This is a genomic window from Palleronia pelagia, from assembly GCF_900110115.1.
GTDB classification, from domain to species: Bacteria; Pseudomonadota; Alphaproteobacteria; order Rhodobacterales; family Rhodobacteraceae; genus Palleronia; species Palleronia pelagia.
Window position 1 is genome coordinate 223,458 of sequence record NZ_FOCM01000004.1, and the last position, 26,385, is coordinate 249,842.

31 protein-coding genes are annotated in these 26,385 nt (G+C 68.8%); 13 read left to right on the forward strand and 18 right to left on the reverse strand.

Features of this window, described 5'->3' with window-relative positions; translation table 11 throughout:
- Nucleotides 1-35 precede the first annotated feature (35 nt).
- Nucleotides 36-230: a hypothetical protein gene (locus tag BMX96_RS10490; RefSeq protein ID WP_091845446.1), complete on the reverse strand. Its 195-nt coding sequence runs from the start codon at nt 228-230 to the stop codon at nt 36-38.
- Between the two features lie 82 nt (nt 231-312).
- Between BMX96_RS10490 and trpA the strand changes: the two genes are divergently transcribed.
- A complete protein-coding gene (gene trpA / locus BMX96_RS10495; RefSeq protein WP_091845447.1) occupies nt 313-1,104 on the forward strand; it encodes a tryptophan synthase subunit alpha in 792 nt (263 codons plus the stop codon).
- Between the two features lie 281 nt (nt 1,105-1,385).
- Entirely contained in the window at nt 1,386-2,699 is a 1,314-nt protein-coding gene (locus BMX96_RS10500) for an NAD(P)/FAD-dependent oxidoreductase (protein ID WP_073128301.1), read from the forward strand.
- Between the two features lie 9 nt (nt 2,700-2,708).
- Here the strand turns inward: BMX96_RS10500 and BMX96_RS10505 are convergent, their stop codons facing one another.
- The 3 genes from BMX96_RS10505 to BMX96_RS10515 all read right to left on the reverse strand — a co-directional run bounded on the left by BMX96_RS10505 (nt 2,709) and on the right by BMX96_RS10515 (nt 5,032).
- Nucleotides 2,709-3,383 (reverse strand): DUF2270 domain-containing protein, encoded by a 675-nt coding sequence (locus BMX96_RS10505; protein WP_091845448.1) that lies wholly within the window; start codon nt 3,381-3,383, stop codon nt 2,709-2,711.
- A 94-nt stretch (nt 3,384-3,477) separates the two neighbouring features.
- Nucleotides 3,478-3,927, reverse strand: a complete 450-nt coding sequence (locus BMX96_RS10510) for a MarR family winged helix-turn-helix transcriptional regulator (RefSeq protein WP_236737031.1) — start codon at nt 3,925-3,927, stop codon at nt 3,478-3,480.
- Nucleotides 3,920-5,032: an Acg family FMN-binding oxidoreductase gene (locus BMX96_RS10515; RefSeq protein WP_175481713.1), complete on the reverse strand. Its 1,113-nt coding sequence runs from the start codon at nt 5,030-5,032 to the stop codon at nt 3,920-3,922. The genes BMX96_RS10510 and BMX96_RS10515 overlap by 8 nt, the downstream gene beginning before the upstream one ends.
- A gap of 143 nt (nt 5,033-5,175) precedes the next feature.
- On the opposite strand from BMX96_RS10515, the gene BMX96_RS10520 reads away from it, so the two are divergent.
- Together BMX96_RS10520 and BMX96_RS10525 are read left to right on the forward strand one after the other, a co-directional pair.
- The gene (locus BMX96_RS10520; protein WP_091845449.1) at nt 5,176-6,348 is read left to right on the forward strand and encodes an alpha-hydroxy acid oxidase; all 1,173 of its coding nucleotides are present in this window, start codon (nt 5,176-5,178) and stop codon (nt 6,346-6,348) included.
- 26 nt (nt 6,349-6,374) lie between these two features.
- Nucleotides 6,375-8,336, forward strand: a complete 1,962-nt coding sequence (locus tag BMX96_RS10525; protein WP_236737032.1) for an alpha-amylase family protein — start codon at nt 6,375-6,377, stop codon at nt 8,334-8,336.
- 5 nt (nt 8,337-8,341) lie between these two features.
- Here the strand turns inward: BMX96_RS10525 and BMX96_RS10530 are convergent, their stop codons facing one another.
- Nucleotides 8,342-8,722, reverse strand: coding sequence for a hypothetical protein (locus BMX96_RS10530; RefSeq protein ID WP_073128305.1), 381 nt, complete (start codon nt 8,720-8,722; stop codon nt 8,342-8,344).
- Nucleotides 8,719-9,180 carry a cupin domain-containing protein gene (locus BMX96_RS10535; RefSeq protein WP_073128306.1) on the reverse strand — a complete coding sequence of 154 codons (462 nt, stop codon included), beginning with the start codon at nt 9,178-9,180 and terminating at the stop codon, nt 8,719-8,721. The genes BMX96_RS10530 and BMX96_RS10535 overlap by 4 nt, the downstream gene beginning before the upstream one ends.
- Nucleotides 9,181-9,286: 106 nt before the next feature.
- Between BMX96_RS10535 and BMX96_RS10540 the strand changes: the two genes are divergently transcribed.
- The 5 genes from BMX96_RS10540 to BMX96_RS10560 all read left to right on the forward strand — a co-directional run bounded on the left by BMX96_RS10540 (nt 9,287) and on the right by BMX96_RS10560 (nt 12,910).
- The gene (locus BMX96_RS10540) at nt 9,287-10,228 is read left to right on the forward strand and encodes a LysR family transcriptional regulator (RefSeq protein ID WP_236737033.1); all 942 of its coding nucleotides are present in this window, start codon (nt 9,287-9,289) and stop codon (nt 10,226-10,228) included.
- Between the two features lie 145 nt (nt 10,229-10,373).
- Nucleotides 10,374-11,054 carry a 50S ribosomal protein L25/general stress protein Ctc gene (locus tag BMX96_RS10545; protein ID WP_073128308.1) on the forward strand — a complete coding sequence of 227 codons (681 nt, stop codon included), beginning with the start codon at nt 10,374-10,376 and terminating at the stop codon, nt 11,052-11,054.
- A gap of 139 nt (nt 11,055-11,193) precedes the next feature.
- The gene (pth, locus tag BMX96_RS10550) at nt 11,194-11,919 is read left to right on the forward strand and encodes an aminoacyl-tRNA hydrolase (RefSeq protein ID WP_091845451.1); all 726 of its coding nucleotides are present in this window, start codon (nt 11,194-11,196) and stop codon (nt 11,917-11,919) included.
- 51 nt (nt 11,920-11,970) lie between these two features.
- The gene (locus tag BMX96_RS10555) at nt 11,971-12,342 is read left to right on the forward strand and encodes a DUF2237 family protein (protein ID WP_091845452.1); all 372 of its coding nucleotides are present in this window, start codon (nt 11,971-11,973) and stop codon (nt 12,340-12,342) included.
- Entirely contained in the window at nt 12,329-12,910 is a 582-nt protein-coding gene (locus BMX96_RS10560; protein WP_091845453.1) for a DUF4893 domain-containing protein, read from the forward strand. Before BMX96_RS10555 ends, BMX96_RS10560 begins: the two co-directional genes overlap by 14 nt.
- 9 nt (nt 12,911-12,919) lie before the next feature.
- Here BMX96_RS10560 and trpB read toward each other — a convergent pair whose 3' ends face one another.
- The 11 genes from trpB to BMX96_RS10615 all read right to left on the reverse strand — a co-directional run bounded on the left by trpB (nt 12,920) and on the right by BMX96_RS10615 (nt 22,226).
- Nucleotides 12,920-14,152, reverse strand: a complete 1,233-nt coding sequence (trpB, locus tag BMX96_RS10565; protein ID WP_091845454.1) for a tryptophan synthase subunit beta — start codon at nt 14,150-14,152, stop codon at nt 12,920-12,922.
- 67 nt (nt 14,153-14,219) lie between these two features.
- Nucleotides 14,220-14,528 (reverse strand): hypothetical protein, encoded by a 309-nt coding sequence (locus BMX96_RS10570; protein WP_073128313.1) that lies wholly within the window; start codon nt 14,526-14,528, stop codon nt 14,220-14,222.
- A gap of 94 nt (nt 14,529-14,622) precedes the next feature.
- Nucleotides 14,623-15,276: a phosphoribosylanthranilate isomerase gene (locus BMX96_RS10575; RefSeq protein ID WP_091845455.1), complete on the reverse strand. Its 654-nt coding sequence runs from the start codon at nt 15,274-15,276 to the stop codon at nt 14,623-14,625.
- 11 nt (nt 15,277-15,287) lie between these two features.
- Complete coding sequence (locus BMX96_RS10580) at nt 15,288-15,656, reverse strand: lipopolysaccharide assembly protein LapA domain-containing protein (RefSeq protein ID WP_073128315.1); 369 nt, start codon at nt 15,654-15,656, stop codon at nt 15,288-15,290.
- An 8-nt stretch (nt 15,657-15,664) separates the two neighbouring features.
- Nucleotides 15,665-15,946, reverse strand: a complete 282-nt coding sequence (gene ihfB, locus BMX96_RS10585; protein ID WP_073128316.1) for an integration host factor subunit beta — start codon at nt 15,944-15,946, stop codon at nt 15,665-15,667.
- Nucleotides 15,947-16,243: 297 nt separating this feature from the next.
- Nucleotides 16,244-17,920 (reverse strand): 30S ribosomal protein S1, encoded by a 1,677-nt coding sequence (rpsA, locus tag BMX96_RS10590; protein ID WP_073128317.1) that lies wholly within the window; start codon nt 17,918-17,920, stop codon nt 16,244-16,246.
- 202 nt (nt 17,921-18,122) lie between these two features.
- Nucleotides 18,123-18,737: a (d)CMP kinase gene (locus BMX96_RS10595; protein WP_091845456.1), complete on the reverse strand. Its 615-nt coding sequence runs from the start codon at nt 18,735-18,737 to the stop codon at nt 18,123-18,125.
- A gap of 54 nt (nt 18,738-18,791) precedes the next feature.
- Nucleotides 18,792-19,217, reverse strand: coding sequence for a GFA family protein (locus tag BMX96_RS10600; RefSeq protein ID WP_236737034.1), 426 nt, complete (start codon nt 19,215-19,217; stop codon nt 18,792-18,794).
- Nucleotides 19,217-20,569, reverse strand: a complete 1,353-nt coding sequence (aroA, locus tag BMX96_RS10605) for a 3-phosphoshikimate 1-carboxyvinyltransferase (RefSeq protein ID WP_091845457.1) — start codon at nt 20,567-20,569, stop codon at nt 19,217-19,219. Before aroA ends, BMX96_RS10600 begins: the two co-directional genes overlap by 1 nt.
- Nucleotides 20,570-20,813: 244 nt before the next feature.
- Nucleotides 20,814-21,512 carry a tRNA (guanine(46)-N(7))-methyltransferase TrmB gene (gene trmB, locus BMX96_RS10610; RefSeq protein WP_091845458.1) on the reverse strand — a complete coding sequence of 233 codons (699 nt, stop codon included), beginning with the start codon at nt 21,510-21,512 and terminating at the stop codon, nt 20,814-20,816.
- A 48-nt stretch (nt 21,513-21,560) separates the two neighbouring features.
- Entirely contained in the window at nt 21,561-22,226 is a 666-nt protein-coding gene (locus BMX96_RS10615; RefSeq protein ID WP_091845459.1) for a DUF998 domain-containing protein, read from the reverse strand.
- 111 nt (nt 22,227-22,337) lie between these two features.
- Here BMX96_RS10615 and BMX96_RS10620 point away from each other — a divergent pair, with 111 nt between their 5' ends.
- The 4 genes from BMX96_RS10620 (at nt 22,338) to BMX96_RS10635 (ending at nt 25,783) form a co-directional block, all read left to right on the forward strand.
- Nucleotides 22,338-22,712, forward strand: a complete 375-nt coding sequence (locus BMX96_RS10620; protein ID WP_091845460.1) for a DUF1636 family protein — start codon at nt 22,338-22,340, stop codon at nt 22,710-22,712.
- Nucleotides 22,705-23,649: a threonine-phosphate decarboxylase gene (locus tag BMX96_RS10625; protein ID WP_091845461.1), complete on the forward strand. Its 945-nt coding sequence runs from the start codon at nt 22,705-22,707 to the stop codon at nt 23,647-23,649. The genes BMX96_RS10620 and BMX96_RS10625 overlap by 8 nt, the downstream gene beginning before the upstream one ends.
- Nucleotides 23,646-24,545, forward strand: a complete 900-nt coding sequence (gene cbiB / locus BMX96_RS10630; protein ID WP_091845462.1) for an adenosylcobinamide-phosphate synthase CbiB — start codon at nt 23,646-23,648, stop codon at nt 24,543-24,545. The genes BMX96_RS10625 and cbiB overlap by 4 nt, the downstream gene beginning before the upstream one ends.
- 68 nt (nt 24,546-24,613) lie before the next feature.
- On the forward strand, nt 24,614-25,783 hold the full coding sequence (locus BMX96_RS10635) for a lytic murein transglycosylase (RefSeq protein WP_091845463.1): 1,170 nt from the start codon (nt 24,614-24,616) through the stop codon (nt 25,781-25,783).
- A gap of 19 nt (nt 25,784-25,802) precedes the next feature.
- On the opposite strand, the gene BMX96_RS10640 is transcribed toward BMX96_RS10635, so the two are convergent.
- Nucleotides 25,803-26,300: a hypothetical protein gene (locus BMX96_RS10640; protein ID WP_091845464.1), complete on the reverse strand. Its 498-nt coding sequence runs from the start codon at nt 26,298-26,300 to the stop codon at nt 25,803-25,805.
- Between the last annotated feature and the right edge of the window lie 85 nt (nt 26,301-26,385).

Genomic DNA, 26,385 nt, shown 5'->3' on the forward strand with positions numbered 1-26,385 from the left:
GCCCCATCTAGGGCGCGCGGCGCAGGCGTGCAAGGTCAGGCGCGGTCGCGGCGGTCGGCGTGGGACTGGTAGATCAAAATCCAGGCCAGAAGGATGAACATCGGGTGGGTCAGACCGCCCGAGATCAGGATGGCCGGCACCCAGATCAGGAAGGTGACGATGGCCGTGAAGATCCGGCCCAGAAGCAGGATCGACAGCGGCGGCAGGAAAAGGGCAAGCACGTAGTTCATGAGGGATAGATAGGAGCGCATCTGCCATTGAACAACGGCGCGCCGCGCGGATATGCAGGGGCGGATCGGAAAAGGGGACGACATGGGCCGCATCGCAGAGTGTTTCGCCAGATTGCGCACGGAAAACCGCAAGGCCTTCGTCAGCTACATCATGGGCGGCGATCCGGACGTGGAGACCTCGCTCGAAATCATGCGCGGCCTACCCGGCGCCGGCGTCGACATCATCGAACTGGGCCTGCCCTTTACCGATCCCATGGCCGACGGCGAGACGATCCAGTTGGCCGGGCAGCGGGCGCTGGAAGGCGGGATGACGCTCAACCGGCTGCTCGAGATGGTGCGCGTCTTTCGCAAGGACGACGACACCACGCCCATCGTGGTCATGGGCTACTACAACCCGATCTACTCCCACGGTGTCGATCGGTTCCTGGACGATGCCAAGGCCGCCGGGATCGACGGGCTGATCGTGGTGGACCTCCCGCCCGAGGAGGACGACGAGCTCTGCCTGCCGGCGCTGGCCAAAGGCATCGACTTCATTCGCCTCGCCACGCCCACCACCGACGACGCGCGACTGCCCAAGGTGCTGCAGAACACCAGCGGTTTCGTCTACTACGTTTCGATCACCGGCATCACCGGCGCGGCCGCGGCCCAGTCGACCGAGGTTGGCCCCGAGGTCGCGCGAATCAAGGCCAAAACCGACCTTCCCGTCATCGTGGGCTTCGGCATCCGCACGCCCGACGCGGCCGCCGAAATCGCGTCGGTGGCCGATGGCTGCGTGGTGGGCTCGGCCATCGTGGGCGAGCTGGGGAAGGGCCGCCCGGTGGACGAGGTGCTCGAATTCGTGTCGGGGCTCGCCGGCGGCGCCCACCGCGCCTGAGCCCGGCAGGAAAGGCGCGCGCCCGCCCCATCACTGGTCCCAAAATACTCACGGCCCGCGGCCTGCCGCCGGCGCACCCTTTCGTGGCAAGCTCCGGTGGCCCGCCCCCCCCCTTGCATCACTGGTCCTCGAATACCCGCACTGCGCGGCACGCGCGGCCACGCCCAACGGGAGAAGGCCCGGCACGGGCCGACGACGGGCGGGAGCGACGGGGCATTTGGATTACCCGCGCCATCGGCTAGGTCTGTAGGGGACAACTCCAACGGCAGGCGGGGGGCGGCATGTCCGAACGCAAGACACAGATCGTCGTGGTGGGCGGCGGCGCGGCGGGGCTGGGCCTCGTGCGCAAGCTCGGCAAGCGCTACGGGCGCGACCGGCACGACATCATCCTGATCGACCGCAACCGCACCCATGTCTGGAAGCCGCTCCTGCACGAGGTCGCGGCGGGATCGCTCGATCCGAATCTCGACGAGGTCGGCTATGGCGGCCACGCGGCGCGCTGGGGCTACCGATTTTTCAACGCGGGCCTCGAACGGATCGACCGCGAGAAGCGGATGGTCACCACCGCGCCGCTTCTGGACGAGGAAGGCAGCGTCATCATCGACCGCCACGAGATCCGCTATGACTACCTCGTGCTGGCCATGGGCGGGGTCAGCAACGATTTCGGGATCGAGGGCGTGCGCGAGAACGCGATGTTCCTCGAGGATCGCAAGCAAGCCGACCGGTTCCGGCAGGTCCTTCTGAACGCCTGCCTGCGCGTGAATCAGGCCCGTGCGCGGGGCGAGACGGCGAAGCTGCCGATCTGCATCGTTGGCGGTGGCGCCACGGGGGTCGAGCTGTCGGCCGAACTGGTTAACTCGGCCAAGGCGCTGCGCAGCTACGGGCTGGAAGTCTTCGACGACAGCGCGATCGAGTTGACCCTGCTCGAGGCCGGGCCGCGCCTGCTGCCCGCGCTGGACGAGAAGATCTCGGACAATGTGCGGTCCGAGCTGACATCGCTGGGGGTCGACGTGCGCACCGAGGCCATGGTCAGCCGGATCGAGCCGGGCCGCGTGCATATCAAGGGCGCTGACGCGCCGCTGGACGCCAAGATGATCCTGTGGGCCGCCGGCGTGCGCGGCGACGAGGCGGTGAAGGGGATGAGCGACCTGGAACTCAACAAGCTGGACCAGATCGTCGTGAAACCCACGCTGCAGACCACCGTGGACGACCGCATCTTCGCCATCGGCGACTGCGCCTTTTGCCACCTGCCCGGCGACGCGCGGCCGATCCCACCGCGCGCGCAAAGCGCCCAGCAGATGGCCGATTGCGTCTACGACAACCTCGAACGCGCCCAGCGCGGGCAGAGCCTGAAGGATTTCGTCTACAACGACCGGGGATCGCTGGTGTCGCTGTCCCGCTTCGCCACCATCGGCAGCCTGATGGGCAACCTCGTGGGCGGCAAGATGGCGATCGAGGGGCGCATCGCCCGCGCCGCCTACATGTCGCTCTACCGGATGCATATCCTGAACGTGCACGGCTGGTTCCGCGGCACGGCGCAGATCGTCGTGTCGAAGGTCAACCAGGTGGTCCGCCCGGCGCTGAAGCTGCACTAGCGCGCGGGCCTACCCCATGCCGCTGCGGGTGCCGCGCACGCGGACGCGGGCCCGGTCGGTGAGCAGGCTGACAAGGGCCGCACAGCCCCACAGCAGGCAATAGGCGACGCCCATCGCCAGCACGGCCTGCCCCGGCAGCGGCCCGATCGCCGCCCGCTCGACGAGCTGGGCGGCATCCGTCATCGGCTCGGGATGCACCACCAGCTTGCCCACGTAGGCCGCGCTCTGGATCAGCAGGATCCAGAAGTAATTGCGCCGGATGCGCCGGCCCAGCGCCACCCAGAGCGACACGTGGTAGCGTGGATGCATGTAGTCCTGCGCCAGCGTCTGCTGCCAGCCATGGTCCATGTGGTGGTCGCCGTCGTGCAGCATCGGTGCGTAGAAATGCGTTTCGATCCAGCGGCAGCGCGCGCGCCAGACGTTGAAATAGCGATAGCGCCGCGCCTCGAGCCACAGGAAGAAGAAGATCAGCACGCCCACGAGGATCAGCGGCAAGGGCGAGGCCTGCGGCGCCGCGAACGAGATCGACAGCGCGATCCCCAGCGTCACCACCGCCCAGTTCGTCGTGGTGTCGAGCCGCGTGCGCCAGATGGTCGAGCGATAGACCTCGCCACGATAGAGATGCGCGACGGCGCCGATCTCGGCCGCATCGAGCGGCTTCTGTGCGGCCCCGGTCTCGTCCATGGCCCCTCCCGCGCTCAGTGTCGCACGGAGAGCGGGGTATCGCGAAGGAAATTCGGCAGGGATTGGCGTGAGGGCTTCGCCAGTCAGCGGGACATCAGCCGTCGCGGGCCGAATCCATGACCTTGCGCAGGCGCGTCAGGAACGGCAGCGCGGCGGCGACCTCGTCGGTCGGGATCTCAGCCGCCAGCCCCTCGATATCGGCCTCGAGCGCGGCCACCGCGTCGTCCCGGAATGCGCGCCCCGCCTCGGTCAGCCAGACCTGCTTGGACCGCCCGTCCTTCGGATGGGGCCGCAGCGCGACGAGCCCCGCCTTCTCCAGACCCGCGAGCGTGTGGGTCATCGACGCCTTGGGCACCTGGAAGGCCCGCGACAGTTCCAGCGGCGTGCGCCCATCCGACACCCGGATCAGGTGGTTCAGCACCGAGAAATGCGAGCGCAGCATGCCTTTGGGCAGCTGCGCTTCGAGCAGGGTCGAGCTGAGCTGGTTCACGATGCCGATTTCGTTGAACAGCGTGAACCAGGTCGCGATGGGGTCTTCAGCCAATCAGTTTCGCCTCGAGCGGCCAGCGCGGGGTGCGCGGGGTCAACGGACCGTAGCCCAGCAGCCCCAGCATTTGAACCGTCCCGCCGCCCGGCGCCTCGCGCGCGTGGATGTCGGCGTGGATCTCGGCCATCTCGGGGTACTCCTGCAGGGCCTGGCTGACCGGCCGCAGCCCCAGACCGGCGCCGGTGCTGGCCAGGTTCAGCCGCATCCACCGACGGCCGGTTTCGATCTGGTCCCGCCGCGTGTTGGTCTGGGTCGTCATCACCACGAAGGCCGGCGCGCCGGCGATGGCCTGCGTCGTCTCGTCGATGGCCGCGCGCACGTTCGGGTCATTGCGGTCCCCCGCCCCTTCGCGGGTGAGCAGGCCCAGCGCGTGCAGGCTGTCCATCATCGGGCCGCCCAGGTCGATGCCGTCGGGGTTCGCGTTGATCTGCGCCTTGCCGATCCGCAGCAGGTCGACGCTTTCCTGCCAGGCGTCGTCGGTCGCAGCCTCGCGGTGCCAGGCATCGATGGCGATGCGGCGCAGCGCCTCGGCCCTCGGGCCGGGCAGCACGACGTCGGCGAAGGGCGCGAAATCGCGGGCGTAGCGGCCCGGCACCGGGCGCGCGTCGAAGCCGATCTTGTGGCTGCGGCGGTCCATGACATGCGCAAACAGCGGGTCCGGTGCCCCCGCGCCGGGCAAGAAGCGGCTGCGCGCGACCGGGCTGTCCGCGGTCTCACCCTCTGGGAACAGCGTCGTCTCGACCGCGAAGCCCCCCTCGGCGGCCGCCATCTCCATCAGCTCGATGAAGCAGCCCATGCCGATGGTCAGCTGCCGCCCGAACGGGTCCGTCACCGGCAGGTCACGCGCGGGGTCGCGCCAGAGCGTCACGGTATCGTCTCCGTCGAGCCGGGCCAGCCACGGCTGCCGGTTATGCGGGTTGGGCGCCAGCAGTGCGAAGCTGAGGGCGCGGGCGCGCGGGTCGGTGGGTGTGCCGGCCGCGTCCCAGGGCGCCAGCGCCCGGTCGGGGCGGCGCGTGACGGCGAAGGCCCCGGCCCCACCGGCCACAGCCGTGATTGCACCGCCGCCCACGAGGGCGATCATCTTGCGTCTGGTCAGGGTCATCTCGTGTCTCCTTCGGGCGACTCATTTAGTTCGATATGAAATTATTATCGTTCCATATCGAACTAAGTCAAGATGAATCGGTCGTAGCAGATTGCTCCGCGACGAGAGGGACGGTAGGAGTTCGGGCGAAGAAGGAGGCACGCATGGCCACACCGATTACCGAGATCGAAGACCTCAAGCGCATCTACAAAAGGCGCGTGCCGAAGATGTTCTACGATTACTGCGAAAGCGGGTCGTGGACCGAGCAGACCTTCCGCGAGAACACCACCGATTTCGACAAGATCCGCCTGCGCCAGCGCGTGGCCGTGGACATGGACGACCGCTCGACCGCGACCAAGATGATCGGCGAGGACGTGACCATGCCCGTGGGGCTGGCCCCCGTCGGCATGACCGGGATGCAGCACGCCGATGGCGAGATCCTGGCCGCCCAGGCCGCCGAGGAATTCTGCGTGCCCTTCACCCTGTCGACCATGTCGATCTGCTCGATCGAGGACGTGGCCAAGCACACCAAGAAGCCGTTCTGGTTCCAGCTCTACGTGATGCGCGACGAGGACTTCCTGGAAAACGTCATCCGCCGCGCGACCGAGGCCGGGTGTAGCGCCATGGTGCTGACGTTGGACCTGCAGATCCTCGGGCAGCGCCACAAGGACATCAAGAACGGCCTGTCGGCCCCGCCCAAGCCCACGCTGAAGAACATGCTGAACCTCAGCACCAAGTGGGGCTGGGGCATGGACATGCTGAAAACCCAGCGGCGAAGCTTCGGCAACATCGTGGGCCACGCCAAGGGCGTCGGCGACATGTCGTCCCTGTCGTCCTGGACGGCCGAGCAGTTCGACCCGCGGCTGGACTGGGAAAAGGTCAAAAAGATCCGCGACATGTGGGGCGGCAAGCTGATCCTGAAAGGGATCCTCGACGCGGACGATGCGCGCGCCGCGCTGGACGTGGGCGCCGATGCCATCATCGTCAGCAACCACGGCGGGCGGCAGCTGGACGGCGCGCTGAGCGCCATCCGCGTCCTGCCCGAGATCGTGGACGCCGTGGGCGGCCAGACCGAGATCCACATGGACAGCGGCATCCGGTCGGGACAGGATGTGCTGAAGGCGATGGCCCTGGGCGCAGACGGGACCTATATCGGGCGCGCGTTCATCTACGGCCTCGGGGCGAAGGGCAAGCAGGGCGTCACCGACGCGCTGAACGTCATCCACAAGGAGCTCGACACCACCATGGCGCTTTGCGGGCATCGCAAGCTGACCGAGGTGGGCCGCGACATCCTGCTGCTGGATGACGAGTTCAACCGCTACCGCCGGAACATCTGAGCCGATCCCGCCCGGGAGGGGTGACCATGCCGAAGTTCAAGTCGCGGGCGACGCCCGCGGGCACGGCCAAGCACACGAAGGCCAAGATCCCCACGGTCAAGGCCAGCGTCACCGACGACGCGCTGTTCGACATGCGCTGGCAACGGGCCGAGCGCGAGATCCGCACGCCGCTGAACCGGCTTTACGGTCGCGCGATGCCCATCGACCAGCTGATGGCACGGCTGCGAGAGGTTCTGGCCAGACGCTGGGCCGCCCGGCCCGCCGACCTGCGCCTGCTGGACCTGAAGCGTGACCTGGACCCGCACTGGTTCCAGAGCAGCGACATGGCGGCCTACGTCTTTTACGTGGACCGCTTCGCCGGCGACATGAAGGGCGTCGGGCGCAAGATCCCCTACCTGCGCGACCTGGGCATCACCTACGCCCATTTCATGCCCTGCCTCATGCCGCGCCCCGGCGACAGCGACGGCGGCTACGCGGTGATGGATTACACCCGGATCGACCCGCGACTGGGCAGCATGGCCGATTTCAAGCGCGTGACGCAGAAGATGCGCGCGGCCGGGATCAGCCCGTGCATCGACATGGTCCTGAACCACACCGCAAAGGAACACGCCTGGGCCGACAGGGCCCGCGCGGGCGACCCGTTCTACCAGAAGTTCTATCGCCTCTACGACGACCCGGCCGAGCCGCTGGAGTTCGAGAAGACCCTGCAGGAGGTCTTTCCCAACCAGGCGCCCGGCAATTTCACCTTCGACGAGACGATGGGGAAATGGGTCTGGACGACCTTCAACACCTTCCAGTGGGACCTGAACTGGGAAAACCCCGAGGTCTTCCTGGCGATCCTGGACATCATCCTGAACCTGGCCAACGCGGGGGCCGAGGTGCTGCGCCTGGACGCGGTCGCCTTCATGTGGAAGCGAATGGGCACCGATTGCCAGAACCTGCCCGAGGTGCACGACATCCTGCAGGCCATCAACCAGGCCGCGTCGGTGGCCGCGCCCGCCACGATCTTCAAGGCCGAGGCCATCGTCGGGCCGCACCAGCTGGTCCCTTATCTCGGCGCCGGTCGGCACGCGGGCAAGGTCTGCAACCTGGCCTATCACAACAGCCTGATGGTGCAGTTCTGGTCCGCGCTGGCCAGCCGCGAGACGTCGCTGATGACGGACGTGCTGGCGCGTCACTTCCCCGACCGGTTCACCAATGCCGAGTGGGGCACCTATATCCGCTGCCACGACGATATCGGCTGGGCCATCACCGAGGACGACGCCGAGCGGGCGGGCGTCACCGGACCGGGGCACCGCCGCTTCCTGGCCGATTTCTACGCCGGTCGCTTCGACGGCAGCTTTGCCCGCGGCGCCGACTTCCAGGTCAACGAGGTGACGGGCGACAAGCGCACCAATGGCAGCTTCGCCTCGCTCGCCGGGCTCGAGTCGGCGCTGGAGTCCGGCGACGCGCGGCTGATCGACGACGCGGTGGCCCGCATCAACCTGGGCCACGCGCTGATCGCGGGGTTCGGCGGTGTGCCGTTGATTTACATGGGCGACGAGATCGGGCTGATGAACGACCACGCCTGGCGCGAGGATCCCGACCGGGCGGGCGACGGGCGCTGGATGCAACGGCCCGCCATGGACTGGAACCGCGCGGCCGACGCGCCGACCAGCGATGCGCCCCATGGCCGGATCTACCGCGCGTTGCGCCACATCCTGAAAGTGCGCGCCGCCTGCGCCGAGCTGGGCGGCGATACCCCGTCGCGCGTGCTGCGCACCGGGCATGACCGCCTCTTCAGCGTGCTCAGGCCCGGAACCGAGGCGACGACCTGGGTCATTGCCAACTTCTCGGAAGAGCCGCAGCGCATCCATCGCGACGCGCTTCAGATGGATCCGGGGCCCTGGCCGAAGGATACGTTGACCGACCAGCTGCCGGACGTTGACGGCGACACCATAGTGGTGCCGCCGCTGGCCTGCCTCTGGCTACGCCGCCAGATCTGGTAGCGCGCTCAGGCGGCCCGCACCGGCCCCACGCCGTTGCGCACGACGATCAGGCCGAACAGCGCCATGGTCGCCAGCGCCAGGATCGATCCGATCTGGCTGAGCACCGGGCTGCCGCCGGGGATGGCGATGGCGATACCGGGCACCAGAAACACGACCGTGGCGACCGCCAGCAGGAAGTGGAGCGTCGCCATCCGCCCCATCGCCGCGGGGGTCAGCGCGTAGTAGGTGCCGAAGACCGCCATGGCGACGAAGCCCAGCAGGTTCAGGTGGCCGTGGGCCGGTGACAGCGTGTGGTCGTGGCTGGCGGCCATCTGGATGCCCCAGACCATGCCGATCAGGGCGAAGAGCGCGGCACTGGCGAAAAACAGGGTGGGAAGGGATTTCATGATGCGTCCTCCTCGGCGCCGAGCGGCGGGCCGGTAAAGCTGAGTTGATGTCGTTTGGCGCTTTCCTCGATCTGCGCCATGTCCTCGGGGATGCGGAAGGCGCCCCGCGCCATGTCGGCGAAGAACCCTTCGAACCCGCCCGGGGTCAGGATGATGAGATGGCGCGAGGGCTTTTCGCCCACGATCCGGAAGGTGTGCTCCCTGCCACGCGGGATGAAGGCCGTCTGGCCCGGTCCGCGGAGGAAGCTTTCGCCCTCGAGCCAGAATTCCACGTCGCCGGTCAGGACCACGAAGGCCTCGTCCGCGTCGTGGTGGATGTGCCGGGGCGGCCCCGAGGCCGGTGGCGAGACGCTGTCGGTGATCGACATGGCGCCATCGGTTTCGGCGGTGGTGAGAATCGGCAGATACTGGGTCCCGAGCCATTCGACGGCATCGGGTCCGAGGGTCAGGTCCTTCATCGTTTCCTCCCTACAAGGTGTTGGAAACGAAAGCGCTTTCTATGGACTAGGCGTATCACGCGGCCCGTGATACGAAAAATCGATTGTTCTTATGATCGGTATTCGTTTGGCGAATTTATCCAGTTTCGACCTGAACCTGCTCCGGGTGCTGGACGCGCTGTTGCGCGAGACGTCGACGGTCCGCGCCGGGGAACGGCTGGGCCTGTCGCAACCGGCGGTCTCGGCCGCGCTCGGGCGGCTGCGCGCGGCGCTGGGGGACGAGCTGTTCTTTCGGCGCGGACAGGGGCTGGAGCCCACGGCCTATGCCCTGTCGCTGGAGGCGCCCCTGCGCGAGGTCCTGGACCTGACCGAGACCCTGCTGCGCGGCGCCGACCGGTTCGACCCGCTGACCAGCACCGACCGGTTCAAGATCTCGGGCAGCGACTTCTTCGCCGAGATGCTGATGCCGTCGCTGGCCGACCGGCTGACCCGCGCGGCGCCGGGCATGAAGGTCCACCTGGTCGACCTCGTGCCCGACAGCTACGTGGACACGCTCGAACGCTATGACGTGGACATGGCGCTGCTGCCCGCGATGGACCTGCCCGACTGGGTGCAAAGCCGCCCCGTCTTCCGGTCGTCCTTTGTGGTCGTGGCCCGGCGCGATCACCCGCGTCTGGCGCGGGCCGGCATCGCGCCGGGCGGCGTGATCCCGGTCGACCTGTTCTGCGACCTCGGGCACGTGCTGTTCTCGCCCGAGGGCAAGCTGCAGGCCATGGGCGATGCAGCGCTGGCCCGGCTGGGACGCGAACGGCAAGTGGTGATGACCATGCCGGTCTTCTCGGGCGTCTACCGCGCGGTGGCGGGGTCGGACCTGATCGCGCTCTTGCCCGTGCAACTGGCCCGGCACGTGGCGCCCGCGGCCGGGCTGGACGTCTATGCCGCGCCGATGTCGGTGCCGGTGGCGCAGATCGTCATGGTCTGGCACCGACGCTTCGCCGCCAGCGCCGCCCATGGCTGGCTGCGCGACCAGATCGCCGACCTTCTGGCCCCGCTGGATTGCACCGCCTAGGCAAGCCGGGCCGTTTTCGCCGCGATCGGGCAGACGGGGCCTTCCCATCCGGGGCAAGCTGCCCTATACGCCCGCATCGCATCCCGCGTGCACACCCTTGGAGGCGGCGGGAGGCGCGATGAATTGAAACTCTAGGAGACTTCTCATGGCAGGCGAAACACCTGACATCATCGCCATGGAGCGGACGGGGACAGGCAAGGGGGCCGCCCGTCAGGCCCGGCGCGAAAACCTCGTGCCCGGTGTCGTCTATGGCGGCGGATCCGATCCGCTTCCCATCAACATCCCCTACAACGCGCTGATCAAGCGGCTGAAGGCCGGCCGCTTCCTGTCGACGCTGTTCAACCTGAAGGTCGAAGGCCACGACGACGTGCGCGTCATCTGCCGCGGCGTCCAGCGCGACATCGTCAAGGATTTCCCGACCCACGTGGATTTCATGCGCCTGCGCCGCACCAGCCGCGTGTCGCTGTTCATCCCGGTGGAAATCGTGGACGAGGATCAGGCCCCCGGCCTGAAGACCGGCGTGCTGACCATGGTCCGCTCGGAAGTCGAGCTGCGCTGCACCGCCGGCGAGATCCCCGAGAAGATCGTCGCGTCGGTCGCGGGGATGGAGATCGGCGACACGCTGACCATCTCGCAGGTCGACCTGCCCGAGGGCACGCGCCCGACCATCGACCGCGATTTCGTCATCGCCAACATCCAGCCGCCCTCCGGCCTGGCCAGCCAGTCCGAGGATGACGAGGACGAGGATGTCGCCGCCGACGAGGTGCCCACCACCGAGATGGGCCCGCCCGATGGCGAGGAAGGCACCGAGGACGACGAAAGCTGATCGTCCGATCCGATGAAAGTCACCAGAACGGGCGCGGCGCAAAAGGCCGCGCCCGTTTTTCGTTCGCGGCCCCGCCCGGCTGGCCAATCGGCCCGGCACGCGGCATAAGGACCGCGAGCTGACACAGGGGCGCTGCGCCATGCGACTGTTCGTGGGCCTGGGCAATCCGGGCGACAAATATGCCAACAACCGGCACAATATCGGCTTCATGGCCGTGGACCGCATCGCCGGGGATCACGACTTCACGCCGTTTCGCGCCAAGTTCCAGGGCCTCGTCTCGGAAGGCCGGCTGGGCCACGAAAAGGTCCTGCTGCTGAAGCCCACGACCTACATGAACAATTCGGGCCAGTCGGTGGGCGAGGCCATGCGCTTTCACAAGATCGACGTGGGCGACGTGGTGATCTTCCACGACGAGATCGACCTCGCCCCCGGCAAGCTGAAGGCCAAGACCGGCGGCGGCCATGCGGGCCACAACGGGCTGCGGTCGCTGCACGCCCATATCGGCCCCGACTACCAGCGCGTGCGCATGGGCGTGGGCCATCCGGGCCACAAGGACGCGGTGCCCGGCCACGTCCTGCGCGATTTTCCCAAGGCGGATGCCGAGTGGCTGGACGACATGCTGCGCGGCGTGTCGGACGGCGCCGCGCACCTGGCCGAGGGCGACACGCCGAAGTTCCTGAACGCGGTGGCGCAACGGCTGAGCCCGCAGCGCGCCAGCACCGGCACCAAGCGGCCGGGCGGCGACACGGGCGAGGACAAGGGCAGCAAGGCCGCGCCCCCTGCCCCGCCAAAGGCAGTGGAGACCGGGACGGCCCAGCCCGACGACCGCTCGCCCCTGCAGAAACTGGTGGACCGGTTCAAGTAGCCGCACGTCGCCCGCTTTACCCCGCGCGCCGACGGCCCTAGCTTCGGGGACATGGAAAAAGAGACATCTCTCAACGTGCTCGGCACCGATCTGGCGCCCTGCTCCGTCGACCCCGTCACCGGGTTCTTCCGGGACGGCCATTGCAACACCTGCGCCGCCGACGAAGGCGCCCACACCGTCTGCGCGGTGATGACGGCCGAATTCCTAGCCTTCTCGAAATACCTGGGCAACGACCTCAGCACGCCGCGGCCCGAGTTCAACTTTCCCGGCCTGAAGCCCGGCGACCGGTGGTGCCTGTGCGCCAGCCGTTTCCTGCAGGCGGTCGAGGAGAATTGCGGCCCGAAGGTGCATCTGAACGCCACCCATGTGCGCACGCTGGATATCGTGTCGCTGCAAGTGCTGACCGAGCATGCTGCGCGCTAGCCTTCTGGCGCTGTCGCTGCTGGCCGTCGCGCCCGCCTGGGCCGCACCGCAGATCCGGGCGGCCGATGCCGACCGGCTGGCGCGATTCGAAGAGGCGGCGGGCCGGGCGCTGCTGGTGGCGCTGTCCGAAGGCGACGCGGCCGATATCGATGTGCTGACCCGCGCGCTGTCGGGCCGCCCGCTGGCCCCCGCCCCGAACGGCGACTGGAACTGCCGCACGATCAAGCTGGGCGGGCTGTCCGGGCTGGTGGCCTATACCGATTTCCGCTGCCGCATCACGCAGGTCGGCCCCACCGAATGGCGATTCGAGAAACTCACCGGATCGCAGCGGACCGTGGGCACGATCAGCATGATCGAAGGGCGGCTCATCTACCTGGGCGCGGGCCACACCGGCGAAGCGCCCGCAACCGATTACGCGGGCCTGCCCGATACCCAGACGGCGGTCGAGCCGAACCAGACGATCCCGCAGGTCGCCGTGTTCGAGCAGACATCCGGGACATCGGCGCGGCTGATGTTCCCCTACCCGCTGCTCGAGTCGGAGTTCGACCTGCTGTATCTCACCCGTTAGGCGCGGACCTCAGCCCGGGGCCTTCATCTCGAAGCCCAGAGCCTTGGCGACGGTGAAGATATCCTTGTCGCCCCGGCCGCACATGTTCATGCAGATGATGTGATCCTTGGGCAGGTCGGGCGCGATCTTCATAACGTGGGCCAGGGCGTGGCTGGGCTCGAGCGCGGGGATGATCCCCTCGGATTCGCAGCAGAGCTGGAACGCCTCCAGCGCCTCGGCATCGGTGATCGCGACGTATTGCGCGCGGCCGATATCGTGCAGCCACGAATGCTCGGGGCCGATGCCGGGATAGTCGAGCCCGGCCGAGATGCTGAACCCTTCCAGGATCTGGCCGTCGTCGTCCTGAAGCAGGTAGGTGCGGTTGCCGTGCAGCACGCCCGGCCGTCCGCCGGTCAGGGACGCGCAATGCTCCATCTTCTCATTCACGCCCTTGCCGCCGGCCTCGACCCCGATGATCGAAACCTCCTTGTCGTCAAGGAAGGGGTAGAACAGGCCCATGGCGTTCGAGCCGCCACCGATCGCGGCGATGATCGTGTCGGGCAGACGCCCCTCGGCCGCCTGCATCTGTTCCTTGGCTTCCTTGCCGATGATCGCCTGGAAATCACGGACCATGGCCGGATAGGGGTGCGGCCCAGCCACCGTCCCGATGCAGTAGAATGTGTCGCGCACGTTGGTCACCCAGTCGCGCAGCGCGTCGTTCATGGCGTCCTTCAGCGTGCCACGACCGCTGGTCACCGGGATCACCTCGGCGCCCAGGAGCTTCATCCGGAACACGTTGGGGGCCTGACGCTCGACATCGTGGGCGCCCATGTAGACCACGCATTTCAGACCGAACTTGGCGCAGACGGTGGCGGTGGCGACGCCGTGCTGGCCCGCACCGGTCTCGGCGATGATGCGGGTCTTGCCCATGCGGCGGGCCAGGATGATCTGGCCCAGCACGTTGTTGATCTTGTGCGCGCCGGTGTGGTTCAGCTCGTCGCGCTTCATGTAGATCTTGGCGCCGCCCAGACGCTCGGTCAGGCGCTCGCAGTAATACAGCGGGCTGGGGCGGCCGACATAGTGGGTCCAGAGATCGTGCATCTCGGCCCAGAAGCTGTCGTCGGTCTTGGCGCGTTCGTATTCCTGTTCCAGCTGCAGGATCAGCGGCATCAGCGTTTCCGACACGAAGCGGCCGCCGAACTTGCCGAACCGGCCCTTTTCGTCGGGCCCGGTCATGAAGGAATTGAACAGATCGTTGGCCATCGCGCACCCTTTCGATTGAGGCGCGATCATATCAGCGGGCGCGGCAGGGTAAAGCGGCGCAGGGCCCTCAGGCGGCCCGGAATCGCGCGGCGAGCCGGCGCAGGCGCCGCCGCCCGCAGACCATCGCGGCCGCCACCACCGGGCGCAGCGGGGGCACGTCCAGCGACAGCAGCAGCAGGCCCAGCGGCAGCATCCACAGCCCCAGCATCGGCAGGATCGACGCGACCCCGCCCAGGATCAGCAGAAGCGCCACGGGCACCCGCAGCCAGCGGTGGCGCGGGCGGGTCAACGGGGCGATCACGCGGCCGGCGGGGGGCGCCGTCCGTTCGATGGCCGCGATCTGGCGGCGGATCCTGGCGAGGGCACGATTGGACATGGGAACTTGGAAACCGGAAGGCGGACGGCATCCTGCCGCGCCTGTCTGCATATGGGGATCAAGGCGGCGGATTGGAATGGCCGCGCTGGGTGGATCAGGCGGTGACGTCGCCCCGCGCGGCGGCGACGAAATCGCGCATGCGCTCGCCGTCCTTCATCCCCGGCGCCGACTCGACGCCCGAGCTCACGTCAACCTGCGTGGCGCCCGTCAGGCGGATCGCCTCGGCCACGTTGCCCGCGTGCAGGCCGCCCGCCAGCATCCAGGGCTGCGACCAGTCACGCTCGGCGATCAGCCGCCAGTCGAAGGCCAGGCCGTTGCCGCCGGGCAGCTCGGCCCCCTTGGGCGGCTTGGCATCGACGAGGATCTGGTCGGCGACATCGGCGTAGCGGTCGAGCGCGGGAAGGTCGCCCGCATCGGCCACGCCCACCGCCTTCATCACCGGCAGGCCGTGGCGCGCGCGGATGGCCGCCACCCGCTCGGGCGTTTCGGATCCGTGAAGCTGCAACATGTCCAGCGGCACCTCGCCCACGATCCGGTCGAGCGTGGCGTCATCGGCATCCACGGTCAGCGCCACGCGGGTAATGCCCTCGGGCACCGAGCCGGCCATGAAGGCCGCGGCATCCAGTTCCAGGTGGCGGGGGGACTTGGGAAAGAACACGAAACCGACATAGGACGCGCCCGCCAGCAGGGCGGCGGCCACGTCGGCGGTTTCGGTCAGCCCGCAGATCTTCACACGCGTGTCGGTCATGGGGGGCGCGTCTAGCGCGGAACACTGCCGTCTTCCAGCAGCGCCAGCACGTCGTCCCCGCCGCGCCCGGTGGTGCGGCCGCGGCTGCGCAGGTTCTCGTTCTCCCGCTGCAGCTCGTCCTTCTCGCGCCGCGCTTCGCGGGCGGCGGCGCGGTGCTTGTGCTCGCGCAGGTATTCCCAGAAGAACCCGATCGCCAGGCCGACGACGATCGCGCCCAGGATCACGATGAACATGGGCAGCGTGATTTCCCACGACAGGCCCAGGAAGCCGGCCATCGCCTCGGGCAGGACGCGCAAGGTCACCAGCGCGGAGTTGGCCAGGGCTACGATGATCAGGATCACGGCCAGGACAGCCAGAAAGATGTATTTCACCAGACGCATGGGGGGTCTTATCCTTCGTTCAAACGGTCACGGAGAAGCTTGCCGGTCTTGAAGAACGGAACATGCTTGGCCTCGACTTGAACGGCCTCTCCGGTGCGGGGGTTCCGTCCCATACGAGCATCGCGCTTCTTGACCGAGAATGCGCCGAAACCGCGCAGCTCGACCCGGTCGCCGCGGGCCAGGGCATCGATGATCTGATCGAAGACGGTTCCGACGATACGCTCGACGTCGCGCTGGGTCAGGTGCGGGTTCTCGTCGGCGATCTTCTGAATCAATTCGGATCGAATCATCGTCAGTCTCCCCCGCTGAATGGGCGCGTTTGTCGCGCCTCGATAGAACCACGACTATAGCCGGATTTTCCCGTTACGAAAGCGATCTTAGCCCGAACAGGCCCTCCGACAGCGGGACCGCCCCGAAATTCTCCAAAGATTTCAATCTTGCGCCGCGTCGGACGCCGTGACCGGGGCAACGGCGCCCCGTCGCCCGGGCGACGATTCGGGTGCCGTGAAACGCGAACGGCCCCGCGCCACTGGGACGCGGGGCCGTATTGTCGCGCGCGGACGGGGCCGCACGCGCCTTTTCTCAGATCACTCGTCGCCCTTCAGCGCGGCGCCAAGGATATCGCCCAGCGAGGCGCCCGAGTCCGAGCTGCCATACTGTTCGACGGCCTCTTTCTCTTCGGCGATCTCGCGCGCCTTGATCGACAGGCCAAGGCGGCGGGTCTTCTGGTCGACATTGGTGACGCGGACGTCGACCTTGTCACCGACCTGGAAGCGCTCGGGGCGCTGCTCGGAACGGTCGCGCGACAGGTCCGAGCGGCGGATGAAGGACTTGGCGCCTTCGTATTCCACCTCGATCCCGCCATCCTCGATCGCCGTCACCTCGACGGTGATGATCGAGCCGCGCTTCACGCCCTCGGTCGCACCCGAGAAGCTGTCGTCCAGGGCCTTGATCGACAGGCTGATACGCTCTTTCTCGACATCCACCTCGGTGACGACGGCCTGAACGGTGTCGCCCTTCTGGTAGTTCTGGATGGCTTCCTCGCCGCGCTGGTCCCAGCTGATGTCGCTGAGGTGGACCATGCCGTCGATGTCGCCGTCCAGGCCCACGAAGAGACCGAACTCGGTGATGTTCTTGACGTCGCCTTCCACGTGCGTGCCCTCGGGGTGGGTCTCGGCGAAGACCTCCCACGGGTTGCGCATGGTCTGCTTGAGGCCAAGGCTCACGCGGCGCTTCTGGGTGTCGATCTCCAGCACCATGACTTCCACTTCCTGCGAGGTGGAGACGATCTTGCCGGGGTGCACGTTCTTCTTGGTCCAGGACATTTCCGACACGTGGACCAGGCCCTCGACGCCCGGCTCGAGCTCGACGAACGCACCGTAGTCGGTGATGTTGGTCACGCGGCCGGTATGGGTGCTGTCCAGCGGGAACTTGGCTTCGACGGTATCCCACGGATCGTCCTGCAGCTGCTTCATGCCCAGGCTGATACGATGGGTTTCCTTGTTGATCTTGATGACCTGCACCTTGATCGTCTCGCCGATGGTGACGATCTCGGACGGGTGGTTGACCCGGCGCCACGCCATGTCGGTGACGTGCAGCAGGCCGTCGACGCCGCCCAGGTCCACGAAGGCACCGTATTCGGTGATGTTCTTCACCACACCGTCCACGGCCTGACCTTCCGCCAGGTTGCCGATAACCTCGGCGCGCTGCTCGGCACGGCTTTCTTCCAGGATGGCGCGGCGCGACACCACGATGTTGCCGCGGCGGCGGTCCATCTTGAGGATCTGGAACGGCTGCTTGAGACCCATCAGCGGGCCGGCATCGCGCACGGGGCGCACGTCGACCTGCGAGCCGGGCAGGAACGCCACGGCGCCGCCGAGGTCGACGGTGAAGCCACCCTTGACGCGGCCGAAGATCGCGCCTTCGACGCGGTTCTCGTCGGCATAGGCTTTTTCCAGGCGGTCCCAGGCGGCTTCGCGACGGGCCATCTCGTGGCTGATCACGGCTTCGCCACGGGCGTTCTCGACCTGGCGCAGGTAAACCTCGACTTCGTCGCCCACGTGGATCTCGGGGGCTTCGCCGGGCTGTGCGAATTCTTTCAGATCGACGCGGCCTTCCATCTTGTAGCCGACGTCGATGATGGCCTGGCCCGCCTCGATGGCGAGGACCTTGCCCTTGACGACAGACCCTTCGTCGGGCGTGTCGATTTCGAAGCTTTCGTTCAGGAGGGCTTCGAATTCCTCCATGGATGCGTTCTGAGCCATGTGGCCTATGAGTTCCTTTTTTACGGTCTATACGGGCCGCGCGGTTGTCTCCGCCGGTCTTTCGATTGGCCTTGCTGACGGGTCCCGGGATGACAAAAAGGGCCGGCGTTGACCGACCCTGCTCACGCCCGGGGCTGTCCCGCCCCTTCGACGCCCGCCTGATAGGCCAAAGCTTTCCGTCGCGCAAGCCCCGGCAGCGGCCCTAGACCGCGCCGTACCGGGCGGAAACGGCCTCGACCGCGCGGGCCACCGCCGCGTCGATGTCGAGCTCGGTGGTGTCGATGACCACTGCGTCCTCGGCCGCGCGCATGGGGGCGTCGGCCCGGCCCGCGTCGCGGTCATCGCGGGCGCGCACATCGGCCAGCACCGTTTCAAAGTCGGTGTCGTCGCCATCGGCGCGCAGCTCGTCGAACCGGCGCCGCGCGCGAATCTCGGGGCTGGCGGTGACGAACAGCTTCACCTCCGCCTCGGGGCAGACGACGGTGCCGATGTCGCGCCCGTCCAGCACCGCGCCCGCGCCCAGCCGCGCGAACTGCCGCTGGAACGCCAGAAGCGCCGCGCGCACCTCGGGGATGGCCGCGACCTTGCTGGCCGCGTCGGCCACGGCGGCGGTGCGCAGGCCCTGGCGGTCCAGGTCCTCGGGGACCAGCGCCTGCGCCGCGGCCAGCGGTTCTTCGCCCGCGATCACCCGCGCCCCGGTGGCGCGGTAGAGCAACCCTGTATCCAGGTGGCGAAAGCCGAAATGCGCGGCCACGGCGCGCGAGATCGTTCCCTTGCCGGCCGCCGCCGGCCCGTCGATGGCCACGGTGAACGGCATCGGGCTTCACCTTTCTTCAAGTTCTCGGTCGCGACGGTCGGGCCGCCGCGGGGATCATTCGGGCTTGGGCGGGCCGTCATCGGCGCCGGGATACTGCTTCAGCCCATCGGCGATCTCGTAATAGTCGCCCTTGTCGGCGCAATGGATGTGCCACGCGGTCGTCAGGCCGGTGGGCTTGTCCAGCGAGCCCGCGAAGATCGACAGCATGTCGCCGCCCCCGTCCCAGAACAGGGTGCTGCCGCATTCGGGGCAGAAGCCGCGGCGCGCGCCTTCCGAGCTCTGGTACCAGCGCACTTCGCCTTCGATCTCGACCCCGTCCTTGGACGCGGCGGTGGCGGCGGTGAAATGGCCGGACATGCGGCGGCATTGCTGGCAGTGGCAGGCGACCACGGGCCGCAGGGGACCGCGCACGCGGAACGAGACCTCGTTGCACAGACAGCCGCCCATGACCGGCAGGCCGTCACTATCGTCGCTGAACATCAGCCGTTCCCCCTTACGATCTCGGCGCCGAGGGCCTTCATCAGGTCCTCGAAGATGGGAAACGACGTAGCGATGGGCTGGGCGTCGTCCACCGTCACCGGCGCTTTCGCTGCCATTCCGAGGCACAGGAACGACATGGCGATGCGATGGTCGAGCCGCGCGGCCACTGTCGCACCGCCGGGGACGCCCCCCGGGCCACGTCCGGTGACCTGCCACCAGTCCGGCCCGTCCTCGACCTCGACCCCGTTGGCGCGCAGGCCTTGCGCCATGGCATCGATGCGGTCCGATTCCTTCACGCGCAGCTCGGCCACGCCGGGCATCTCGGTCACGCCGGCCGCATTGGCGGCCACCACCGACAACACCGGGTATTCGTCGATCATCGAGGCCGCGCGTTCCGACGGGACGCGGATGCCCTTCATGTCGGGCGAGAACCGGGCGCGCATGTCGGCCACCGGCTCGCCCCCCTCCTCGCGGCGGTTCTCGAAGGCCAGGTCGGCGCCCATCTCGACCAGCGTGTCGAACAGGCCCGCCCGCGTGGGGTTCAGGCCGATATTGGGCACCAGCACGTCGGACCCCTCGGTGATCAGCGCGGCGCAGACCGGGAAGGCGGCGCTGGACGGGTCCCGCGGCACGGCGATGGTTTGCGGGCGCAGCTCGGGGCGGCCGGTCAGCGTGATCTCGAAGCCCTCGTCGGTGCGCCTGGTCTCGATCTCGGCGCCGAAGCCCGCCAGCATCCGCTCGGAATGGTCGCGGGTCGCCTCGCGCTCGACCACCACGGTCCGGCCCGGCGCGTTCAACCCCGCCAGCAGCACTGCCGACTTCACCTGTGCCGAGGCCACCGGCGTGGCATAGCGGACCGGCACCGGCTCGGCCGCACCCACGAGGGTCAGCGGCAGCCGCCCCCCCGCACGCCCCACGGCCCGCGCCCCGAACAGCGACAGCGGGTCGGTCACGCGGCCCATGGGACGCCCGTTCAGCGACGCGTCACCGGTGAAGGTCACGGCCATGTCATGGGTGGCCACCGCGCCCATGATGAGCCGCACGCCAGTGCCCGAGTTGCCGCAGTCGATCACCTGCTCGGGCTCGGCGAAGCCGCCGACACCCACGCCATGCACCGACCAGTCGCCGGGGCCGTGGCGGATCACCTCGGCGCCCAGCGCGGCCATGGCGCGGCCGGTATCCAGCACGTCCTGCCCTTCGAGAAGGCCGCTCACGCGGGTTTCGCCCACCGCCATGGCGCCGAGGATCAGCGACCGGTGTGAGATGGACTTGTCGCCGGGCACATCGGCCGTGCCGGTCAGGGCATGGCCGCCGCGGGCGGTCATCGGGATCGGGTCACCGTGGGCGGACATGAAGGGCCTTTCCTGCGCGGCATGAAAATCCGCGCGACCCTACAACCTGCGCCCCGGCGCGCAAGGCCTCGAAAGATCAGAAAAGGGCGGCCAGCGGGATCACCAGGAACAGGAAGATCGGGAAGGCCAGGAGCTTGGGAGAGAATTTCATCGGTCTGTCCAAAATCGCATAATCAATACGTTGAATATGCCACCGATATGAATTTTCACCTAGCGCCGCATTTCGCGCTCGGCCAAACCCCGCCTATCCCCGCCGCCGGAACGTAAGGTAGTGCGGCACGCGCTCCTCGCGCAGCGCCTTCTGCTCGTAGCGGGTTGAGATCCAGTCGTCCCAGGGCGTACCGCCCTCGTCCAGCAGGTCGAACCCCGCGCCCGGCACTTCCTCGTGGGTCTGGCGCACATAGTCGGGAATGTCGGTCGCTACCCGGAAGATCGCACCCGGCGCCGTGACACGGGCCAGCGGCTCCAGGTGTTCGGGCGTGACGAAGCGGCGGCGGTGATGCCGCGCCTTTGGCCACGGATCGGGATAGAGCAGGAAGGCCCGCTCGATGCTGCCATCGGGCAGCACGTCGAACAGGTCGCGCACGTCGCCGGGATGGACCGCCAGGTTGCCCACGCCCGCCGCGCGGATCTTGCCCAGCAGCATGGCGACGCCGTTGATATAGGGTTCGGCCCCGATGATGCCCACATCGGGGTTGCGGCTCGCCTGATGCACCAGGTGCTCGCCCCCGCCGAAGCCGATCTCGAGCCAGACGGGCTTGCCGCCGAACAGCGCTTTGAGGTCCAGCGGCGTGCGCTCGGGGTTCGCGTCCCAGTCCACGGGCCCCGGCGACAGCTTGTCCAGGTCCTCGGCCAGGTAGGCCTCCTGGCTGTCGCGCAGGTTGTGGCCCTTGCGGCGGCCGTAGAAGTTGCGCCAGGGCGCGTTGGGGGGCTTGTCGCTCATGCGCGGCGGCTTAGGCCAACGGGCCGCACGGGTCCAGCCCCGGCAGGCCTAGTCGCCGGTCAGACGATGCAGCGTCTCGCGCCCGCGGGCCAGGAACAGCCACGACAGCGGCACCAGCCACAGAAGCGTCCCCGCCACCGCGATCTTCTCGAGCAGGCCGTCGAAGCTGTTCGACGCCAGCTTGAACGCGACGGCGAAGACCAGCCAGACCGCCGCGGCGGACAGGAACAGGGGCTTGTAGCTCCGGTGCACGCCTTTCGCGCCCTCGGCCATGGCGAGCGGGCCGGCCAGGTAGAGCGGCCCGAGGAAAAAGGTCAGCTGCGTGTGCACCGACATGTCCGGGGTCTGCTGGCCGAACTCGTCCCAGACGCCCAGCAGGACCTCGACCAGCGCAAGGAACGACAGGCAGAACAGCCCGAGCGTCCATCCCGCGCGGCCCAGATGCGCGTGCGCCGCCGCGATGGCCAGCGCCAGCAAACCGCCCGCGTTGAAATAGAACCCCACGTCCATGATCCACTTGCGCTCGCCCCGGGCGAGGTCGCTGATCGTGTCGGCGACGAAATCGTGCTGGGTCAGCAGGGTGCCGGCGGTAATGGCCACCAGCGGCATCACGTTGCCGACGATCCCCGCGATGCCGCAGAAGACCAGAAGCTCGGGCCGTTCGCGGGCCACGATCTCGTGTTTCTCGTGGCGGGCCTTGGTTCCGGTCGACATGGGTGCGTCCCTCCTGCGCGGTCCAACGTCGCCGCGCCGCGCGGCGTTCCGCGCCGAATGCAACGCGGTGCCCCTTGCCCCGGGCGGCCGGATCGGGTTTTACCCCGGCCCATGACCACCTGGATCACCATCTGCGACACCTGCAAGCGCGACGACTGGGACGCCGCGCGCGAGACCGAGACCCATGGCGCGGCGCTGGCCCGGCTGGTCGAGGCCGCGGCCGACGGCGGCGCGGTGCGGACCCGCCGCGTGTCGTGCCTGATGGGCTGCGCGCAAGGCTGCAACGTGGCGATCCAGGCGGCGGGCAAGCTGAGTTACACGCTGGGCCGCTTCGCTCCCGAGGCCGAGGATGCCGAAGCGATCGTCGCCTATGCCCGGCTCCATGCCGAAAGCGCCAGCGGCCAGGTGCCCTATCGCCAGTGGCCGCAGGGGGTGAAGGGGCACTTCGTCACGCGCCACCCGCCGTTGCCCGGCGACGATGGCTGAGACGCGCGACCACGGCGGCGGGATCGACGCCGCCATCGCCCGCTGGGGCGGCACGCGCGCGGACTGGCTGGACCTGTCCACCGGCATCAACCCGGTCCCCTACCCCATTCCCGATTTCGCGGCGTCGGACTGGACCGCCCTGCCCGACCGTGCGGCCGAGGCCGCCCTGGTCTCCGCCGCGCGCCGCTTCTGGGAGGTGCCCGAGGGCACCATGGTGCTGCCCGCGCCCGGGGCCTCGGCGCTGATCGCCGCGCTGCCGATGCTGGCGCCCGGCGGGTCGGTCCACATCCCCGGGCCGACCTATAACGAGCACGCCGCCGCTTTCCAGGCGCACGGCATCGCCATCGGGGACGCGACGGCGGACACCCACGTCACGGTGCACCCGAACAATCCCGACGGATGCCTCTTCGCGCCCGAGGGCGACCCGGCCTTGCGGATCATCGACGAAAGCTTCTGCGACGTGATGCCCGAGGCGTCCGAGGTGGCGCGCTGCGCCCGGCCGGGCACGGTGGTGCTGAAGAGCTTCGGCAAGTTCTGGGGGCTGGCCGGGCTGCGACTGGGCTTCGCCATCGGCCACCCCGGTACGCTGGCACCGCTGGCCGCCCGGATGGGGCCCTGGGCGGTGTCGGGGCCTGCGCTGCGGGTGGGGGCGATGGCGATATCGGACCACGATTGGGCCGGGCGAACGCGCGCGCGGCTGGTCCGGGACGCGGCGCGGCTGGACGGCCTGATGGCGCAGGTCGGGGCCGAGGTGGTGGGCGGCACGACCCTGTTCCGCCTCTACGATGTGGATGCCGCCGCGTGGCATGACCGGCTGGGCCGCGCGCGGATCCTGTCGCGGGTCTTTCCCTACTCGGACCGGTGGCTGCGGCTGGGCCTGCCGCAGCCGGACGCGTTCGACCGGCTGGCCGTCGCATTGACGGACGGCGCCGCGTGACGCTGTTCGCGGCCTTGCTGCTGGATGCCCTGCTGGGCGAGCCGCGCTGGCTGTGGGACCGGGCGCCGCACCCGGCGGTCCTGATGGGCCGCGCGGTGGGCTGGTCCGACCGGCGGTTCAACCGCCCGCCCGCCCGGGCCATGGGTGTGCTGTGCGTGGCAGGGCTGGTCATCGGCGCGGGCCTGCTGGGCCTGTTCATCGCGGCGCTGCCGGGCGGCGCACTGTGGTCCACGCTGATCGCCGCCATCCTGCTGGCCCAGCGCAGCCTGGCCGACCACGTGGGCCGGGTCGCCTCGGCGCTGGGACGCTCGCTGCCCGAGGGGCGGCACGCCGTGGCGCAGATCGTGGGTCGTGACACCGCTGCCATGGACGGGGCCGCCGTCGCCCGCGCCGCAATCGAATCCGCCGCCGAGAACCTGGGCGACGGGGTTGTGGCACCCGCCTTCTGGTTCGCGGTGGCCGGCCTGCCGGGCATCCTGATCTACAAGATCGTCAACACTGCCGACAGCATGGTGGGCTATCGCACGCCCCGGCACGAGGCGTTCGGCTGGGCGGCGGCGCGGCTGGACGACGTGCTGAACTGGATTCCCGCGCGGCTGACGGCGGGCCTGATCGCGCTGGCGCATCTGCGGGCCGACGCCTGGCGGGTGATCCTTCGCGATGCGGGGCTGCACCGCTCGCCCAACGCGGGCTGGCCCGAGGCGGCCATGGCGGTGTGCCTGGACGTCAGCCTCAGCGGCCCGCGCGCCTATGACGGGCGGATGCAGGATTTTCCCTGGGTGTTCCCCGAGGGCCGCCGTGACCCGGGCGCCGCCGAGATCCGGGCCGCCGTCACCGCGCTGTGGCGGACCTGGGCGCTGATGGCGGCTCTCGTCGCGCTCACGATGGCGTGGTGAGCTTTTGCGCCCGGCGCACGGGGCTGCTAGATCGCGTCGAACGCCAACATGCCCGCACCGGAGACCCCATGCGCCAGACCCTCGCCGCCCTTGCCCTGATCCCCCTCGCCACCGCGGCCGCCGCGCAGGACTGCGGCGGCAGCTTTGCCGATTTCAAGCAGCGGATGGAGTCCGAGGCCGTGGCGCGCGGCGCCGATCCGGCCACCGCGCGCGCCTTCTTCGACGGGGTGCGGCAGGACCAGGAAACGCTGGCGGCCGACCGGCGGCAGGGCGTGTTCACCCTGCCCTTCACCGATTTCGCCCGTCGCCTGATCAGCGCCGACCGGATCAACCGCGGACAGGCCAACGCCCGCCAATACGCCGACACCTTCGACCGGATCGAGGCCGAGTACGGGGTCAGCCGGGGCGTGCTGCTGGCCTTCTGGGCGTTCGAGACCGATTACGGCGCGTTCCAGGGCGACTTCAACACGGTCAACTCGCTGGTCACGCTGGCCCATGACTGCCGCCGCCCCGACCTGTTCCGCCCGCAGGTCTTCGCGGCGCTGGAGCTGTTCGCGCAGGGCGGCCTGGACCCCGACACCACCACCGGCGCCTGGGCGGGCGAGATCGGGATGGTGCAGATGCTGCCCGAGGACATCCTGGAGAACGGCGTGGACGCCGACGGGAATGGCACCGTGGACCTCAAAACCTCGCCGCGCGACGCGCTGATGTCGGGGGCGAAGATGCTGCAATCGCTGGGCTGGCGCGCGAACGAGCCGTGGCTGGAAGAGGTCGACGTGCCCGCGTCGATGGACTGGTCGCAGGCGGCGCTCGAGATCAGGAAATCGCCCGCCGAATGGGAGGCGCTTGGCGTCGCCCCGCGCGACGGCGACTGGGATGCCGACCTGCCCGCGTCGCTGCTGCTGCCGCAGGGGCACGAGGGGCCGGCCTTCGTCGCCTACCCGAATTTCGACGTCTATTTCGAGTGGAACCAGTCCTTCACCTACGTCCTCACCGCCGCCTATTTCGCCACGCGGCTCGAAGGGGCGCCGGTCTTCGACGCGGGCAACCCCGCGCCGGGCCTGTCGGACGCGCAGATGAAGTCGCTGCAGCAGAAGCTGGCCGCGCGCGGCCATGACGTGGGCGATATCGACGGCATCCTCGGCGCCGGCACGCGCGCGGCCGTGCGGGCCGAGCAGCAACGGCTGGGCCTGCCCGCCGACGCCTGGCCCACGACCCAGCTTCTGAACGCGCTGTAAGAAGCCCGGCGGCGCGGCGTCAGTGCCGCGTCGCGCCCTGCGGCACCGGCTCGGCCCGCCCGGCGCGGGCAAGTGCCAGGAAGGCCGGCGCCAGGTCCTCGGCCTGGAGGACCGCCTCGTGCGCTGCCGGTCCCACGACCAGCGTGGCGGCGAACAAGAGCGCCTCGTCCCGGTCGCGGCCGGCGGTGGCGGCGATCATCTGGGCGAAGGCCGATTCGTGCCCGCCGTAGCAGGCGCAATCCAGGTGATGGTGCATGATCGGGCTGCGGGCCTGCGCCAGCACCAGGCGTATGAGCGTCGCGAAACGCTGCTCGGCCAGCAGCGCATCGCGCGGGTTCAGGACGCTGTGCAGGTCGCGGCGGATCATCTGCCGTTCGCCCGCGTCCCCGCACCACGCCCGCAGGAAGACGATGGCCGCCAGCTCCATCTCGGGCAACTCGTGCATGCGGCCCACGGGCGCGCCGCCGCGCTGGGGCTGGGGCGCCGGTTGGGCTTCGGCGAAAATCTCACGTCTCATGCTGGCATCCCTTGTGACTGCCAGCCCATTTCCGACTCTTTCACTCGGAAAGTCAATCCCGATTGTTTTGGTCGGGTTGAAAATA